Annotated in this window: 16 protein-coding genes; 5 read left to right on the top strand and 11 right to left on the bottom strand. The window is 69.2% G+C overall.

Translation table 11 applies throughout. The features are described 5' to 3' along the window. Positions 1-17: 17 nt before the first annotated feature. Both ACFVIV_RS34130 and ACFVIV_RS34125 read left to right on the top strand, forming a co-directional pair. The gene (locus tag ACFVIV_RS34130) at positions 18-1478 is read left to right on the top strand and encodes a flavin-containing monooxygenase (protein ID WP_379203602.1); all 1461 of its coding nucleotides are present in this window, start codon (positions 18-20) and stop codon (positions 1476-1478) included. Next, entirely contained in the window at positions 1478-2347 is an 870-nt protein-coding gene (locus ACFVIV_RS34125) for an SDR family oxidoreductase (protein WP_379203600.1), read from the top strand. Before ACFVIV_RS34130 ends, ACFVIV_RS34125 begins: the two co-directional genes overlap by 1 nt. A gap of 36 nt (positions 2348-2383) precedes the next feature. Here the strand turns inward: ACFVIV_RS34125 and cbiE are convergent, their stop codons facing one another. After that, positions 2384-3643, bottom strand: a complete 1260-nt coding sequence (cbiE, locus tag ACFVIV_RS34120; RefSeq protein ID WP_379203598.1) for a precorrin-6y C5,15-methyltransferase (decarboxylating) subunit CbiE — start codon at positions 3641-3643, stop codon at positions 2384-2386. Continuing rightward, positions 3640-4401, bottom strand: coding sequence for an SDR family NAD(P)-dependent oxidoreductase (locus ACFVIV_RS34115; RefSeq protein ID WP_379203596.1), 762 nt, complete (start codon positions 4399-4401; stop codon positions 3640-3642). Before ACFVIV_RS34115 ends, cbiE begins: the two co-directional genes overlap by 4 nt. Positions 4402-4440: 39 nt before the next feature. On the opposite strand from ACFVIV_RS34115, the gene ACFVIV_RS34110 reads away from it, so the two are divergent. Further along, a complete protein-coding gene (locus ACFVIV_RS34110; RefSeq protein WP_379203594.1) occupies positions 4441-4869 on the top strand; it encodes a PPOX class F420-dependent oxidoreductase in 429 nt (142 codons plus the stop codon). Between the two features lie 21 nt (positions 4870-4890). On the opposite strand, the gene ACFVIV_RS34105 is transcribed toward ACFVIV_RS34110, so the two are convergent. Continuing rightward, positions 4891-6018, bottom strand: coding sequence for a M24 family metallopeptidase (locus tag ACFVIV_RS34105; RefSeq protein WP_379203593.1), 1128 nt, complete (start codon positions 6016-6018; stop codon positions 4891-4893). Positions 6019-6066: 48 nt separating this feature from the next. On the opposite strand from ACFVIV_RS34105, the gene ACFVIV_RS34100 reads away from it, so the two are divergent. Then, entirely contained in the window at positions 6067-7032 is a 966-nt protein-coding gene (locus ACFVIV_RS34100; RefSeq protein ID WP_379203591.1) for a 5'-3' exonuclease H3TH domain-containing protein, read from the top strand. Between the two features lie 12 nt (positions 7033-7044). On the opposite strand, the gene ACFVIV_RS34095 is transcribed toward ACFVIV_RS34100, so the two are convergent. Together ACFVIV_RS34095 and ACFVIV_RS34090 are read right to left on the bottom strand one after the other, a co-directional pair. Continuing rightward, the gene (locus ACFVIV_RS34095) at positions 7045-7404 is read right to left on the bottom strand and encodes a hypothetical protein (protein ID WP_379203589.1); all 360 of its coding nucleotides are present in this window, start codon (positions 7402-7404) and stop codon (positions 7045-7047) included. Positions 7405-7575: 171 nt separating this feature from the next. Further along, positions 7576-7926: a DUF4333 domain-containing protein gene (locus ACFVIV_RS34090; protein WP_379203587.1), complete on the bottom strand. Its 351-nt coding sequence runs from the start codon at positions 7924-7926 to the stop codon at positions 7576-7578. Between ACFVIV_RS34090 and ACFVIV_RS34085 the strand changes: the two genes are divergently transcribed. Continuing rightward, the gene (locus ACFVIV_RS34085; RefSeq protein ID WP_379203586.1) at positions 7894-8361 is read left to right on the top strand and encodes a hypothetical protein; all 468 of its coding nucleotides are present in this window, start codon (positions 7894-7896) and stop codon (positions 8359-8361) included. The genes ACFVIV_RS34090 and ACFVIV_RS34085 overlap by 33 nt on opposite strands. Before the next feature lie 75 nt (positions 8362-8436). Here ACFVIV_RS34085 and ACFVIV_RS34080 read toward each other — a convergent pair whose 3' ends face one another. From ACFVIV_RS34080 to ACFVIV_RS34055, 6 genes are all read right to left on the bottom strand, one after another. Continuing rightward, complete coding sequence (locus ACFVIV_RS34080) at positions 8437-11130, bottom strand: DEAD/DEAH box helicase (protein ID WP_379203584.1); 2694 nt, start codon at positions 11128-11130, stop codon at positions 8437-8439. A 2-nt stretch (positions 11131-11132) separates the two neighbouring features. Continuing rightward, on the bottom strand, positions 11133-12107 hold the full coding sequence (gene tatC, locus ACFVIV_RS34075; RefSeq protein WP_379203582.1) for a twin-arginine translocase subunit TatC: 975 nt from the start codon (positions 12105-12107) through the stop codon (positions 11133-11135). Positions 12108-12196: 89 nt separating this feature from the next. Continuing rightward, positions 12197-12469 (bottom strand): Sec-independent protein translocase subunit TatA, encoded by a 273-nt coding sequence (gene tatA, locus ACFVIV_RS34070; RefSeq protein ID WP_379203580.1) that lies wholly within the window; start codon positions 12467-12469, stop codon positions 12197-12199. Between the two features lie 146 nt (positions 12470-12615). Then, a complete protein-coding gene (locus tag ACFVIV_RS34065) occupies positions 12616-13626 on the bottom strand; it encodes a 2-dehydropantoate 2-reductase (protein WP_379203641.1) in 1011 nt (336 codons plus the stop codon). Positions 13627-13655: 29 nt separating this feature from the next. Next, positions 13656-14693, bottom strand: coding sequence for a helix-turn-helix transcriptional regulator (locus tag ACFVIV_RS34060; protein WP_379203639.1), 1038 nt, complete (start codon positions 14691-14693; stop codon positions 13656-13658). A 169-nt stretch (positions 14694-14862) separates the two neighbouring features. Then, positions 14863-15858 (bottom strand): helix-turn-helix transcriptional regulator, encoded by a 996-nt coding sequence (locus ACFVIV_RS34055; RefSeq protein WP_379203578.1) that lies wholly within the window; start codon positions 15856-15858, stop codon positions 14863-14865. Between the last annotated feature and the right edge of the window lie 253 nt (positions 15859-16111).

Below are 16111 nucleotides of genomic sequence, written 5' to 3'. Positions count from 1 at the left end.
GAAGGATCGGCTGAGCTGTGTCCACACGAATCGAACACCGTCGGATCGCCGTTCTCGGAGCGGGTTTCGGCGGGATCGGACTGGCGATCAAACTGCGGGAGGCCGGTTTCGACGACCTGGTGCTCCTCGAGCGCGCCGCGGAGCTCGGCGGTACCTGGCAGGCGAACACCTATCCCGGGGCGGCCTGCGATGTGCCCTCACATTTGTACAGCTATTCGTTCGCGCCCAACCCGGATTGGTCCCGCACCTATGGCCGGCAGGGCGAGATCCTGGATTACCTTCGCGCAGTCGCCGCGAAACACGATGTGGTGCGCCACATCCGGTTCGGCACAGAGCTTGTGGACGCGCGTTGGAACGAGCGAACCGCGGTCTGGGACATCGAGACTTCGCGCGGGAAGCTCACCGCCGACTACTTCATTTCGGCGGCAGGGATCTTCGCCGAGGCGAAGTATCCGTCGCTGCCCGGTCTGGACACCTTCGCGGGCAAGACATTTCATTCGCTGCACTGGGACCACGACCACGACTTGTCCGGGGAGCGCGTCGCAGTCATCGGCACCGGGGCCTCGGCGGTGCAGTTCATTCCGGAAATCCAGCCGAACGTGGCCGCGCTGACCGTGTTCCAACGCTCCGCGCCCTGGATCGTGCCACGTCTGGACCGCGAAACCGTGGGGCTCGAACGCCTGTTGCTCCGCCGTGTCCCCCTGGTTCAGAAGGCGATTCGAGGAACCTGGTACTCCCTCATCGAGAGTTTCGGCCTGGTCGGCTTCGTGGACAACCGATTCCGCCACCCTTACGAGCTGCTCGGCCGTATCCAGTTACGCCGGCAGATCAGCGATCCCGAGCTGCGCGCGAGGCTCACTCCCGACTACATGATCGGCTGCAAGCGCGCCATCTTCTCCGACGCCTATCTGCCCGCCGTGGCCCGGGACAACGTCGAGGTCGTCACCGACCCCATCGCCGAGGTCCGCCCGCACTCGATTCTGACCCGCGCCGGAACGGAGATCCCGGTGGACACGATCATCTACGGCACCGGATTCGAGTCGATTCCCACGGCCTTCGAACGCATAATCGGGCGCGAGAACCTCTCGATCGCCGACCTGTATCACAAACAGCCGCAAACCTACCTCGGTGCGACCATCGCCGGATTCCCCAACTTCTTCTGCACACTCGGACCGTTCGGGGCAGCGGGCAACCAGTCCGCCATCTTCATGATCGAATCCCAGATCGCCTACATCGTGGACGCACTCGTCACGCTGCGCGCCCGCGGTGCACGCCGAGTCGAAGTCCGCGCCGCGGCACAGGCCGACTTCGTCGAGGAAATGCGCCGCCGCAGTACCGAAACGGTCTGGCTGACCGGCGGCTGCCAGACCTACTACACCACCCCCGACGGCGGCAACGCCGGTCTCTACCCCAGCTGGAGCTTCGAATATCGCAGGCGCACCGCACGATTCGACACCGACGCCTTCGAGGTCGCCTGATGAGGCTGCGCAACCCACTGTCCTGGCTCTCCCCCACCACCTACGACGTGGCCGGCAAGGTCGTGCTCATCACCGGGGCCGGGCAAGGAATAGGGCTCGAACTGGCGCGGCTCCTGCACACTCGTGGCGCGCGGGTCATCATCGCCGATGTCGACGAATACGCGGCCAAGTGCGCGGCAACGGAACTGGCCACCCGCGCGCACGCGGTCGTAGCCGATGTCGCCGACCGCGAGGCAATGGTGCGCGCCGTCCAGGCGGCGATCGAGTGCCACGGCCGCCTCGATGTGGTGGTCGCCAATGCGGGCGTCACACCCACCCCCGCCACCGTGCGCACCATGGACCCGCACGATTTCGACCGCGTCATGAGCATCAACCTCACCGGCGTGTTCAATACCGTCCATCCCGCCCTCGACCACATCGTCGCCTCGAAAGGCCATGTCGTCGTGGTCTCCTCGTGCGCGGCCTTCGCCCCCGGCATGGGCGGCTCCCCCTACATGATGAGCAAAGCCGCCGTCGAACAACTCGGCCGCGCCCTCCGCGTCGAACTCGCCCCCTCCGGCGCCACCGCCGGAGTCGCCTACTTCGGCATCGTCGACACCGCCATGACCCACCACATGCTCGACACCGACGACCTCGGCCGCCGACTCGACACCATGCTCCCCTGGCCCCTCAACACCCGCATCACCCCCATCCAAGCCGCCCGCACCATCGCCGACGGCATCGCCCGCCGCTCCCCCCGCACCATCGCCCCCGCCGCATGGAAGCCCTACGCCCTGCTACGCGGCGCAGTCAACATCGCCCTCGACAGCCGACTGGCGTCGAATCCGGCTGTGCACGAACTCATTCGAGCAATCGAGCAGCGCGCATAACGCCGTGGTCCGATGCTGAGCGCCCGAGATCGCCGATCACTCCGACGACGACCGCACCCCGGATTTCCGGGCCGTCCATTGCGTGACGGGAAGTTGGGGACGCCAGGAGGTGAAGCCCCCAAGGGGTTCGGCGCGGTAGATCTGGAACCGCCGCAGCGCCCCGCCGTGCGCGGCGGCGAGGGTAGTGAGGAGGGCCTCGGATTCGGCGGTCACGGCGTTGGCCACCAGGCGGCCTCCCGGCCGCAGCCGGTCCCAGCATGCGGCGAACAGGCCATCCTGGGTCAGGCCACCGCCGAGGAAGAGGGCGTCGGGGGCGGGCAGCTCAGCGAAGGACTCGGGCGCCGCGCCGCGCACCTCGATGGCCGGGACGCCCAGGGCCGCGGCATTCTCGGCGATCTGTTTGCAGCGGCTGTCGAGACGTTCGAATGCGACTGCGCGGCAGGATGGTTCGGTACGGCACCATTCGATGGCGATGGTGCCCGAGCCGCCGCCGACGTCCCAGAGCAGTTCGCCGGGGGCCGGGGCGAGGGCGGCCACGGTGAGGGTGCGGATCTCGGATTTGGTGAGCTGGCCGTCGCCGCCGTAGACCGTGTCGGGGAGGCCGGGGAGGCGGGTCAAGCGGGGGGCATCGGGGTCCGCGACGGCCTCGACGGCGACGAGGTTCAGCGGATTGCCCGGTGGCAGTTGCCATTCCCGGGCGATGCCGCTGGTGAGGCGCTCCTGCGGACCGCCGAGCTGTTCCAGGACGGTCAGCGGGGATCCGCCGAATCCATTGCGTGCCAGTAGTTCCGCGAGCTGCGCAGGGGTGTGCTCGTCAGCGCTGAGGACGAGAATCCGGCGCCCGTCGGCCAACTCCGGCAGGACCGTCTCCAACCTGCGGCCCACGGCGCTCACCACGGGCGTCCCGGCCAGCGCCCAGCCCAGCCTGGCGCAGGCCAGCGCGGCCGATGACGGCTGGGGCAGCACTCGCAATGCCTGCGCCCCAACCAGTTTCGCGAGCGTCACGCCGATTCCGAAGAACATGGGATCGCCGCTGGCCAGCACGCACACCCGCCGGCCCGCATAGCGTTCCAGCAGCCCGGGCAGCGCGGGCAGCAGCGGTGCCGGCCAGGTCACCCGCTCCGCGTCGTGCTCGGAGTCCGAGATCAGCGCCAGTTGCCGGGCCGACCCCATGAGCACCTCGGCCGCCGCGATGGCACGCCGGGCCTGCCCGCCGAGCCCGTCCCAGCCGTCGGCGCCGATCCCGGCCACCACGATGGGCAGGTCCGGGTCCCAGGCCACGACGGGGCTCGTCATCGCGGCATCCGCCGCCAGATCGATTGCGGGACAAAACGCATGGCGAAGAACATCAGGCGCAGCGCGCCGGGCACCGCGACATTCGCGGCGCGGCGGTGCAATCCGGCGACCACCGCATCGGCCACCTGATCGGGCGTGCTGGACAGCGGGGCGGGGTCCATGCCCTCGGTCATGCGGCCGATGACGAAGCCGGAGCGGATCAACAGCAGGTGAACTCCGGTGCCGTGCAAGGCATCCTGGAGACCGGTGGCGAAGCCGTCGAGGCCGGCCTTGGCCGAACCGTAGACATAGTTGGCGCGGCGAACCCGCACGCCCGCAATGGAGCTGAAGACGACGATCTGGCCGGAGTCCTGCGCGCGCAGCAGATTCGCGAGGCTGGTGAGGACGTTCACCTGGGCCACGTAGTCGGTGTTCACCACGGCGACGGCGTGGGCGGGATCGCGTTCGGCCCGGGCCTGATCGCCGAGAATGCCGAAGGCCAGGACCGTGACGCCGATCGGGCCGTGCTCGGCGGTCACCTTCTCGAGCAGCGGCTGATGGCTGGGCAGATCGTCGGCGTCGAACTCCACGCAGTGCACCGCACTCGCCCCGGCGGCCTGGAGCGCAGCCCGCTGGTCGCTCAGCTCCCCGCTGCGCCGTGCCGCCAGCACCACGACACGCCCGGGCGCGAGGCGTCGTGCCACCTCGAATCCGATTTCACTGCGTCCGCCCAGTAGCAGGATGACGCCCGTGTCGACGTCCCGAGATCCCAATGCCATGGCGGATAGTCTGCCATCGACCTTGCTAGCGTCATCATCATGACCAGCACCACCGCGCCCGCGCTAGAGGACGCGCCGCGCACCGAGCTCACGCCCGCCGCCGCCGGATTCGTCGCCGAGCGCCACCTCGCCACGCTGAGCACGCTGCGGGCGAACGGCACACCGCATGTGGTGGCGGTCGGATTCACCTGGGATGCCGGGACCGGGCTGGTCCGGGTCATCGCCGACGGCGGATCGGTGAAGGTGCGCAATGTGCGCCGCTCCGGATACGCGGCGGTCAGCCAGGTCGACGGCGCGCGCTGGATCACCCTCGAGGGTCCGGCCACCGTCCTCGACGATCCGGAATCGGTCGCCGAGGCGGTGGAGCGGTATTCCGGCCGCTACCGGCAGCCCCGGGAGAACCCGAACCGCGTGGTCATCGCCATCCGGGTCGACCGGGTGCTGTCCAGCAGCGCCTTCAAGGCCTAGCCCTTCAACAGGCCGGGCGACTCAGAGCCGCGTCAGCCCGTGCGGCCGGTTGTTCATCGATTCGCAGCCGTCCTCGGTGACCACGACGATGTCCTCGATGCGCGCACCCCACTCCCCGGGGAAGTAGATGCCCGGCTCGATGCTGAACGCCATGCCCGGCTCCAGCACCAGGTCGTTGCCGCCGACGATATAGGGCTCCTCGTGCACGGAGATACCGATGCCGTGGCCGGTGCGGTGCACGAAGAAGTCGCCGAGACCGGCGGCCTTCAGCACATCGCGAGCGGCGGCATCGATGGATTCCGCGGTGACACCGGGCTTGACAGCGGCGACCGCGGCGGCCTGAGCCCGCTCGAGCTCCGCGAACTGCGCCGCGACCTCCTCGCCCGGCTCGCCCAGCACATAGGTGCGGGTGGAATCGGAGAAGTACCCGGGCTGCACCGGACCACCGATATCGATGACCACCACATCACCGGCTTCGATGACCCGCTGGGAGACCTCGTGGTGCGGATCCGCGCCGTGCGGCCCGCTGCCGACAATCACGAAAGCGGCGGCGGTGTGGCCCTCTTCGACAATGGCGGCGGTGATATCCGCGGCCACCTCGGCCTCGGTGCGGCCCGGGCGCAGGAACTCACCCATGCGGGCGTGCACCCGGTCGATGGCCGCGCCCGCGCGCCGCAGCGCGTCGATCTCGCTGGGGTCCTTGGTCATTCGCAGCTGCCGCAGCACCGGGGTGGCCGAGACCGGCACCGTCCCCAGCTGATCGGCGATCGGCAGCAGGTGCAGCGCGGGCATATGGTCGTCGACCGCGGTGCGCGCGCCGGCATTGAGGATGCCCTTGACGATCCGGTACGGGTCCACGCCATCCACCCAGTCCACGATCTGCAAACCCAGTTCGCCGGCCGCGGAATCCTTCAGCGCCGCCAGTTCCATCTTGGGAATCACCACCGACGGCGTCTCGCCGCTGGCCGGAATCACCAGGCAGGTCAGTCGTTCGAAGGATTGCGCCCGGGATCCGAGCAGAAATACCAGGTCGGGACCGGGAGTAATGAGCAGGGCGTCGAGGTGGGCCTGGCGCGCGAGTTCCGCCGCGCGCTCCAGCCGTGCCCCGTAGATCGCCGCCGCGAACCGTGACTCGTCATGAGAGCTCATGTTCTCCGAAGCTACCATTCGCCATCCGACCCGGTAGCGTCACACAGCATGAGCACCCCCGCCGCCGGCCCGCTGCTGCTGCTCGACGGAGCCAGCCTCTGGTTCCGCGCGTTCTACGCCATCCCGGAGAAGATCACCGCCCCCGACGGGCGGCCGGTGAACGCATTGCGCGGTTTCACCGATATGGTCGCGGCCCTGATCAAACAGCACGCCCCCAGCCGCCTCGTGGTGTGCCTGGACCTGGATTGGCGGCCACAGTTCCGCGTGGACCTCATTCCGTCCTACAAGGCGCACCGCGTCGCCGAAGACCAACCCGTCGCGGACGGCGTCGAGGCCGAGGAAGTGCCCGACACCCTCACCCCGCAGGTCGACATGATCATGGAAGTCCTCGAGGCCGCCGGTATCGCCACCGCGGGCGCCGAGGGCCTGGAGGCCGACGATGTGCTCGGCACCCTCGCCACCCGCGAGCGCGACAGCGAGGTCATCGTGGTCAGCGGCGACCGCGACCTGCTCCAACTCGTCCGCGACACCCCCGCCCCGCCGGTGCGCGTCTTCTACGTCGGCCGCGGCCTGGCCAAGGCCGAACTCTGGGGCCCGGCCGAGGTCTCCGCGAAATACGGTGTGCCGCAAGAGATCGCGGGGCCCGCCTACGCCGATATGGCCACCCTGCGCGGCGACTCCTCCGACGGCCTGCCCGGCGTCGCGGGCATCGGCGACAAATCCGCCGCCCAGCTCATCTCCAAATTCGGCTCGGTGGAGGCCCTGCGCGCGGCCGCCGCCGATCCGGACTCGGATCTGGCCAAGGGCGTGCGCGCCAAACTGGCTGCGGCGGAGGACTATTTGAAGGCCGCGGCCCCGGTGGTCCGCGTGGTCTGCGATGCCGATGTCGAGATGTCCGGCCCGGATCTGCTGCCCGCCACCCCCGCCGATCCGGAGCGCCTGCACGCGCTGGCCGCCGCCTACAACGCCGAGAGCCCGGTCAAACGCCTGATCACCGCCATGGCCAAGCGCTGAGCCGAAACCCGCTCACATGGGCCAGGTTTCGGGCTTCCCTTCCAAGTCCGAAATCTCGGCCCGAGTGAACCGCTCATCCACCGGATTCCGCAGGGTGATGTGCGTCGGCGCGGTGCTCACACTGCCACCGGCGCAATTGGGCACACAGATCCGGCGGTACTGCGTCCCCTCACCCTCGGCACGCTCGGGACCCCAGGTGGTCCACGTGATGTCCTTGACCCACAGCCCGCCATCCCCGCAGGCCAGCAAGAGATTCACGGGCCGCACCACGGACCGGCTCGGATACGCCGTGCAATCGTTGACCACCGGCTCGGCCCCGGCGTGGGCGACCGCGGGAGCGAAGGCGGCGGCCAGCGCCGCGACAGCGGTCACGCTCCAACCTGTTGTGCGCGCAGCGATGTTCATCGCCACCCCCCAACTAGATCGACTTCGGATTTACGGCCACTCTACTCCCCTGCCACCAGACCATTAGGCGATCTAATGAAGAAGGGCCCGGCAATGATCGCGCGATCATCGCCGGGCCCTGCGGTTCGTTGTCCGCGCCTAGCTGGGGCGGCCGACCTCGTAGGTGCCGTCGTCCTTGGTGATCTTGATGGTCACCTTCTTGGACTCGCCGCCGACCTTGAGCGAGCACTCGAAGGTCTTGTCCACCTCGACCTTCTGGCCGGACGGGCAGCTCACATCCTGGACATCCTCGATGCCGTAGGAGTCCTTGAGCACCTTCTGCACACCGGTGGCGACGGCCTTGTTGTCCAGCTGGTCCTTGGCGGTCAGCGCCAGCACACCGCCGACGATCGCCGCCACGATGAGGACCGCGGCGGCGGCCAGGCCGATGTAGAGGCCGGTCTTCTTCTTCGGCGGTTGCTGCGGCGGCCACTGCTGCTGGCCGGGCATCTGCTGCTGGTTCCAGTCCTGCGGGCCGGGCTGCTGGGGCCACTGCGGCTGGCTGCCGCCCCACTGCTGACCGGGCTGCGGCTGCTGCTGGCTCCAGTCCGGCTGACCCGGCTGGCCCGGCTGCGGCTGCTGCGGCCACTGCGGCTGACTGCCGCCCCACTGCTGTTGCGGCTGCTGCGGCTGGCTCTGCCCCCACGGCTGGGCCGGCGGCTGCTGCGGCTGCTGCTGCTGATCACCCCAATGCGTGGTCGGCTGCGCTGGCTGCTGGCCACCCCACTGCTGCGTCGGTCCGGCGCCGCCGGGCGCGGGCTGCTGACCGCTCCCCCACTGCTGCGTCGGATCGTTGCGTCCCTCCCCAGTGCCTGGGGCGTCGTTCGGTCCGTACGGGCCGCTCATTTGCTTGCCTCCACTCGCAATCCGATGTACGCACGCTAGCCCCCCGAGCGGGAACACGCTCGTGAACCCACCGCGGTCGGTACGTCTCAACCAATCAAATCACAGTCCCATCAGCTACGCGGCGTCCACCGCGACGACACCCCGCCGGATGGCCCGCACCGCCTTGGCCGCGGTGGCCGCCACCTCGACATCGTCGGCGGTGCCGTGGATCTGGTCGAGCAGGTCGATGACCTGGCGGCACCAGCGCACGAAATCGCCCGCCGACAGCGGATTTCCGCGATCGCCGCTGGCCAGCAGGGCATCGGCCAGATCATCGCCGCGCGCCCAGGTGTAGACGCCGGTGACGAAGCCCAGGTCGGGTTCGCGGGTGGGCTGGAGCCGATGCCGGGATTCGTCGGCGCGCAATTGCGACCACACGCCGATGGTGGAATCCACCGCCCGGCGAATCGGGGCGGTCGGTCCGGAAGCGCCGAGATAGCCGCCCTCCTGGCGCGATTCGTACACCAGGATGGACACCACCGCCGCCAGCTCGGCCGGACCGAGACCGCGCCACAGACCCTGGCGCAGGCTTTCGGCCACCACCAGATCGGCCTCGGCGTAGATGCGGGCCAGCCGCCGCCCGTCGGCGGTCACCTCGCCGCCGTCGACATAGCCGCGCTCGGCGAGCAGCGCGAGAATGCGGTCGAAGGTGCGGGCCAGGGAGTTCGTGGTCGCGGCGACCTGCTGGCGCATGGACTCGGTCTCGCGGGCGATGCGGTTGTAGCGTTCGCCGATGCGCGCCAGCTGTTCCCGATCCGGGCGGGTGTGCGCCGGATGGTTGCGCAGCGCGCGGCGCAGCGTCTGCAATTCGCGATCGTCGGCGGCCTTGGACTTGGACCCGCGACGGCCGCGACCGGGCGCGACGATGCCGGTGCTGCGCAGCGCCGAGGCCAGATCACGGCGCACCCGCGCGGTGCGGTGATCCACGTGCCGCGGCAGCCGCAGCCGACCCAGCGATTCCGCGGGCGTCGGGAAGTCGGCGGCGGAGATGCGGCCCGCCCATTTGTCCTCGGTGAGCACCAGCGGCCGCGGATCCCCCGGTGTCTGATCGGGTTCCAGGATGACCGCGAGTCCCTGGCGGCGGCCGGACGGAATCGCCACCACATCCCCGCGGCGCAGCGCGCCCAGGGCGGCGACGGCGGCCTGGCGGCGATCGGAGCGGCCCTGGCGTTCCAGATGCCGTTCCCGTTCCCGAATGCGTTCGCGCAGTTCGAAATACTCCAGGAAATCCTCGCTGAGCTGGGTGCGCAGCTTGCGCAGTTGCGCGTCATTGCGTTCGATGCCGCGCACCAGGCCCACGACCGACCGGTCGGCCTGGAACTGGGCGAAGGAGCGCTCCAGCAGCGCCCGCGACTCCACCGCGCCCATCCGGTCGATGAGGTTGATGGACATGTTGTATCCGGGCCGGAAGGAACTGCGCAGCGGATAGGTGCGCGTGGACGCCAGACCCGCCACCGCGCTGGTGTCGACCTCGGGCTGCCACATGACCACCGCGTGGCCCTCGACATCGATGCCGCGCCGGCCCGCGCGCCCGGTGAGCTGGGTGTACTCCCCCGGCGTCAGCTCGGCGTGACTCTCGCCATTGAACTTGACCAGGCGCTCCAGCACCACGGTGCGGGCGGGCATATTGATGCCCAATGCCAGTGTCTCCGTAGCGAATACCGCGCGCACCAGGCCGCGCACGAACAGTTCCTCGACGGTGTGCCGGAAGGCGGGCAGCATCCCGGCGTGGTGAGCCGCGAAGCCGCGGTGCAGCGCCTCGCGCCACTCCCAGTAGCCGAGCACCTCGAGATCGCTGCGGGGCAGATCCCCGGTGTGCTTCTCGATGATGGCGTCGATCTCCTCGCGATCCTCCTCGCGGGAGAGATCCAGCCGCGAGCGCACGCACTGGGCAAGGGCCCCATCGCATCCCGCGCGCGAGAAGATGAAGGTGATGGCGGGCAGCAGCCCTTCCTGATCGAGCCGGGCGATCACCTCCGGCCGCGGCATGGGCCGGAACGAACGCCGGGGCCCGCTGCCGCCGCGCCGCCCGGGCACACCCCAATTGTCCATCCGGTCAACGGCTTCGCGGTGCTTGATGTAGCGCACCAGCTCCTGGTCCACGACCACCTTGGCATCGCTGGACTTGGGATCGAACAGGTCGAACAGCCGCTTGCCGACCATCACGTGCTGCCACAGCGGCACCGGCCGGGTCTCGTCCACGATGACGGCGGTATCGCCGCGCACCGTCTCCATCCAGGCGCCGAACTCCTCGGCATTGCTGACCGTGGCCGACAGGCTGACCAGGCGCACCTCCGGCGGCAGGTGCAGGATGACCTCTTCCCACACCGCGCCGCGGAACCGGTCGGCCAGGTAGTGCACCTCGTCCATGACCACGTACGAAAGCCCGTGCAGCGCATCCGAACCCGCGTAGAGCATATTCCGCAGCACCTCGGTGGTCATGACCACCACGGCGGCATCGGGATTGATGGACTGATCGCCGGTCAGCAGGCCGACCGTCTCGCGGCCGTAGCGCGCGGTGAGATCGGCGAATTTCTGGTTCGACAACGCCTTGATGGGCGTGGTGTAGAAGCATTTGCCGCCCGAGGCCAGCGCCAGGTGCACCGCGAATTCGCCCACCACGGTTTTACCCGCGCCGGTGGGCGCGCAGACGAGCACACTGTGCCCGCCTTCGAGAGCTTCACACGACTGCCGCTGGAACGGATCCAGCTCGAATGTCATTTCGGCGGCGAATGCCGCCAGTTCGCCAGTAAGCGACCGAGACGTCACCGTCAGAGCGTATCGGAGTAATCCGACACGCTTCTCGTTGTTTTCTCGGACGGCGAAGCAACCACCGGTTCCGGCGCGTCGACCGGCGTGGCGCGGTCGATGCCGCCCGGGCCCTCGCCCAGCGGTGAGGCTTCCTCATCGGAGAGGTTGGCCCAGTTCTCGGCTTTGCGGGCGCGTCGCTTGTCATTGAGCCGGGCGATCTGCACCGCGAGCTCGAACAGCACCGTCAGCGCGAGCGCCAGCGCCAGCATGGAGAACGGATCCTGCGGGGTGACGATGGCGGCGAAGACGAACAGGCCGAAGATCAGCCCGCGCCGCCACTTCACCAGCTTCTCGTAGGACAGCACGCCGACCAGATTCAGGCCCACGATGAGCAGCGGCGTCTCGAAGCTGACGCCGAAGATGATCAGCAGCTGAATGATGAAGGTGAAGTACTCCGAACCGCTCAGCGCCGTGACCTGCACGTCATTGCCGATGGTCATGAGGAAGCTGAGGGCGTGCGCGACCACCCAGTACGCCAGCACCGCGCCCGCCGCGAACAGCGTCGCGCCCGAGGCGACGAAGGAGATCGCGTACTTGCGCTCCTTGGCGTACAGGCCGGGGGTGATGAACGCCCACAGCTGATACAGCCACGCCGGGCAGGCCAGCACCACGCCGGCGGTGATGGCGACCTTCAAGCGCAGCATGAACTGCTCGAACGGCGCCGTGGCCAGCAGGCGGCATTCGCCGTCGGCGGTAATGGCGGCGCGCGACTCCGGCGGCAGCGAACAGTAGGGGCCGCGCAGGATGTCGCCGAGGCTCTCGATATTCAGGAACGAATGCGAGTACCAGAAGAATCCGAGCACCGTGGTCAGCGCGACCGCGAAAATCGCCTTCAGCAGCCGGGATCGCAACTCGTGCAGGTGCTCGACCAACGACATGGTGCCGTCGGGATTCGTTCTACGCCGGCTGCGCCGGGGGTCGAACGGGATGCGCATGAATGTGTCTGCCTCGCTGATCGCCTGGCGCCGGACCTGGACAAGACTCGCCCCGGGACGAGAGCCTCATCCCGGGGTAGGAACGGCGCTTACGCCTTGTTCAGATCAGCCTTGTTCGTCTCCGCCTTGACCTGTTCCACCGGGGTGGCGGCGGGCTGCGCGGCCGGCAGCTCCGCAGCGGGGGCCGAGGCCTGCGCCGACGAGGACTTGTCACCGTCAGCGTGCATCTCGTTCATCTCGCTCTTGAAGATGCGCAGCGAACGACCGAGACCCCGGGCGGCGTCGGGAAGCCGCTTGGCCCCGAACAGCACCAGGAACAGCAGCGCAATGATGATCCAGTGCGTCGCGCTGAGTGAACCCATCGACTTCCTCCAATACTGTGGTGCTTCGATGCTACCCGACCGGCATATGGCAAACCATTTGTCAACCGTCGTTCTACCGGTGGTCATGCGGATTTGCCCGGATGTTACCCGGGCGGGCCCCGGGCCGCGCGGCGCGAAAACCGGGCCTATCCGCCGGCTCCGGCCGCGGCCCGCAGCTCGGCCAGCAATTCCGGACCCGACCAGGTGCGCCGGTCCCCGTTCTCGGCGGCGCCGATGAGCTCGGCGAGCCGCGCATTGACCGGGGTCGGCATGCCGACCATAGCGCCCAGGCTCACGATTTCCCCGCACAGCCAAGCGATTTCGGTCTTCCGCCCGGCCGCCAGGTCGTCGGCCATGGAGGACCGGGCCACCGGATCGATGGCCAGGACCTTGCCCGCGACCCGGCGGAACACCGCGTCGGGGACGGTGAGCAGGCGCACCATGACCTCGGGCGGCAGCACCGTCAGCCGCGCCGGGCTGATGCGGGCGCGGGTCATGGCGTCGAGGGCCTCGCGCTGGATGAGCGCCAGGCAGCGGCGATAGTCGCGGTTGGCGAGCTCCTCGCGCAGCGGCCGCCCGGACAGGGCGTTGATGGGGTTGTTCAGGTTGAGCAGCAGCTTCGCCCACTGCACCGACAGCAGATCCGGATATTGCTTCACATCCAGCCCGGATTTTCCGAGCAGCGGCGCGAAGCGCTCGAGCACCGGATCGCTCGCCACGGCAATACCGCCCGCGGTACCGCGATGGAAGCGGCCGCCGTCATGGTGCACGACATTGAACATGACCATGCCGCCCAGAACCACACAGGCGGGCAGGATTTCGCGAATGACCGCATCGTTGCCGATGCCGTTCTGCAGGCTGATCACCACGGTGCCGGGCTGCACCAGCCCGGACAATTCGTGCGCGGCCCGCTCGGTGTCGCCGGATTTCACGGTAATGAGCACCAGATCCGCCGCGCCCGCCTCGGCGGCGGAAGTGGCCGTCCGGAACGCGTCCGGCCCGACCCGCACATCCTGTCCGTCCAGATCGGTGAGCCGCAGACCCGCGGCCGTGATCTCGTCGAGCATGCGCGGTCGCCCGACGAAGGTGACCTCCGCCCCCGCTGCCGCCAGCTTCCCCCCGACGTACACCCCGATACTGCCGGCGCCGAGCACCATCACCCGCTGCGCCGCCGTGGAACGAGCGGTCAAGCCGGACCGACCTCCTCGAAACCGGCCGTCGCGTATCCGGCCGAACCGTCCTGCGCCAGCGCCGCATACGCGGCCAGCGCGGAGCTGGAACGATCGCGGACCGCGGTCACCAGTTCGGGCGGGCCGAGCACGGTGACGCCGGAACCGAAGCCGAGCAGCAGGCGCGCCATCCATTCCAGGGTGGCGAAGCGCATGGTGGCCTCGATGCCGCCGTCCGGATGCACCGTGACCTTGTGCATCGGGTACTGGTCCAGCACCCAGCCGTAGTCGGCGCGAATCAGCAAGCGCGCCAGCGGGACCGCGGGATCGTCGACGAACAGGTCCAGGGCCGCGGTCTCGTCGGCGGCCACGTCCACGGGCGGGCGGGCCGGTTCGTCGAGCTCGGTGGCCGCCTCGATGCGATCGAGGCGGAACAGCCGCACGCCCTCGGCCTGCCGGCACCAGGCCTGCAGGTAGCTGTTGTTGTCCACCAGCACGATGCGCAGCGGATCCACCACGCGCTCGGAGACCTCGTCGCGGCTGGCCGAGTAGTACACCAGGCACAGCGCGTGATCATTGGCCAGCGCCGAGCGGACCGTCGCCACCGACGGCGCCTCCACCGGGGCCGGGGCGACCGGGCCCTCGAATTTCCTTCCGGAGATGGCGGATTCGATCTTCGCGATGGCCGAATGCGCGGCGCTGGGATCCACCATGCCGGGCAGATCGGCGATCGACCGCAGCGCCACCAGCAGCGCGGTCGCCTCCAGCGAGGTCAGCCGCAGCGGGCGGTCGATGCCGGCGGAGAAGGTGACCTCGATGCTCTCCTCGGAGAACGACAGGTCGATGAGATCACCGGGCCCGTAGCCGGGCAGGCCGCACATCCACAGCTGGTTCAGATCGCTCATCAGCTGTTTGGTGGTCACGCCCAGTTCGGCGGCCGCCTCGGCCGCGCTGATGCCCGGATTGGCCTGGAAGTACGGCACCATATTGAGCAGCCGTGACAGCCGCGTCGAGAGCCGGCTGCCGGTCGCCGCGCCGCCCTTGCGGTCGCGCAGGCCGCTCGACACGCGCGCGCCGTCCCCGGCGGTCTGCGCGGCCCGGCGCGCCTCGGTCCCGCGGCGTGCGCCGTTCCCATCCCCGTCACTCACGACTCCACCTCGCTGGCGCTCGGCTCCGTCGTGCGCGACGGCACGCTGTGCTGATGGTTCACTCGCTGGCGCTCGCTCACGACGCCGACACCTCCGTCCGCTCCAGCACCGACTCCAGCCGGGCAATCACGTTGTCGCGCAGATCTTCCGGTGCGAGCACCAGGGCGTCCGCGCCCAGTCCGGTAATGAGGCGGGCCAGCCAGTCGCGCGAGCGGATCGGCACCTCCACAATGGATCCGGCGCGGCCGCCGAGGGCGCGATCCTCCATGAGCGCGCCCATCCGGCGGATCTCCTGACCGCGGCCCTCGGCCACCCAGACCGTCGCCGATCCGGTGATCGGGGCCTGGCTGGTGACCTCCGCGACCAGGGCGCGCACGTCCACGTCCTCGGGTTTGTGCACGGCATTGGCCGGGCCGTACTCGGTGATGTTCTCGCCGATGCGGGAAATCCGGAAGACGCGCTGGGCCTGGCGGGCATTGTCGTAGCCGACCAGATACCAGCGGCCGTGATGGGTGACCACACCCCAGGGCTGCACATCGCGTTCGATCGGATCGCCGTGCGACTGGCGATGTTCGAACTTCACGGCGCGGCCCGCGTCGATGGCGGCGAGCAGCTTGCCCAGCACCGGTTCCGAACCGCGCGTGCGCGCCGGCACCGCGGGCACCGAGGCCACGCCCGCGTCGGGTTCCACATGAATGCCCGCCGCGCGCAGCTTGAGCAGGCCGCCCTCCGCGGCCGCCGCGAGTTCGGGCGACTCCCACAGCTGCACGGCCACCGCCACCGCGGCGGCCTCGGCGCTGGTCAGATCGATATCGGGTAGCTCGTAGGCGTCCCGGTTGATGCGATACCCCTCGGCCCCGGAGTACCGGCTGACCGGTCCGATCTCCAATGGAATGCCCAGATCGCGCAGCTCGTTCTTGTCGCGCTCGAACATGCGGCTGAACGCCTCGTCGCTCGCGGACTCCTCGTATCCGGCCACAGAGTCCCGGATCCGCTCCGCGGTCAGGAATTGCCGGGTGGACAGCAGCGCGATAACCAGATTCATCAACCGCTCGACCTTGGATATCGCCACGCGTTAGAGAGTAATGCGCCCAACGGCGAGACGTTGTGCGACCCGGTCAGTTGCGGGTCGCACAACGCGAACGCGCACTCGGGAACCGGGCGCGGAATGGAATCCCCCCGCCCCTCGGGGGTCTGGGGGCAGAGCCCCCAGAATTCCGCCGGGGTTGGGGGGGGGAGCCCCCCCGGGCCCCCCCCCCGGGGGGGTTGCGAAAAAGAAGCGAATGTGGGGGATTTAAACAACAGAAGCGGCCCGCGCAGGAGAA

Source organism: Nocardia sp. NPDC127526, from assembly GCF_042672265.1.
In the GTDB taxonomy this organism is placed as follows: domain Bacteria; phylum Actinomycetota; class Actinomycetes; order Mycobacteriales; family Mycobacteriaceae; genus Nocardia.
The sequence above is the reverse complement of the archived record's forward strand: the minus strand, read 5'-3'. Positions and strand labels throughout refer to the sequence as shown.

Bases quoted from the DNA above. Each gene is read 5' to 3' on its own strand.
- tatA (WP_379203580.1), bottom strand. From the start codon at position 12,469: ATGGGTTCACTCAGCGCGACGCACTGGATCATCATTGCGCTGCTGTTC.
- ACFVIV_RS34100 (WP_379203591.1), top strand. From the start codon at position 6,067: ATGAGCACCCCCGCCGCCGGCCCGCTGCTGCTGCTCGACGGAGCCAGC.
- ACFVIV_RS34125 (WP_379203600.1), top strand. From the start codon at position 1,478: ATGAGGCTGCGCAACCCACTGTCCTGGCTCTCCCCCACCACCTACGAC.
- ACFVIV_RS34110 (WP_379203594.1), top strand. From the start codon at position 4,441: ATGACCAGCACCACCGCGCCCGCGCTAGAGGACGCGCCGCGCACCGAG.
- ACFVIV_RS34115 (WP_379203596.1), bottom strand. From the start codon at position 4,401: ATGGCATTGGGATCTCGGGACGTCGACACGGGCGTCATCCTGCTACTG.
- tatC (WP_379203582.1), bottom strand. From the start codon at position 12,107: ATGCGCATCCCGTTCGACCCCCGGCGCAGCCGGCGTAGAACGAATCCC.
- ACFVIV_RS34065 (WP_379203641.1), bottom strand. From the start codon at position 13,626: ATGGTGCTCGGCGCCGGCAGTATCGGGGTGTACGTCGGGGGGAAGCTG.
- cbiE (WP_379203598.1), bottom strand. From the start codon at position 3,643: ATGACGAGCCCCGTCGTGGCCTGGGACCCGGACCTGCCCATCGTGGTG.
- ACFVIV_RS34105 (WP_379203593.1), bottom strand. From the start codon at position 6,018: ATGAGCTCTCATGACGAGTCACGGTTCGCGGCGGCGATCTACGGGGCA.
- ACFVIV_RS34090 (WP_379203587.1), bottom strand. From the start codon at position 7,926: ATGCCCGGCCAGCAGCAGTGGCCGCCGCAGCAACCGCCGAAGAAGAAG.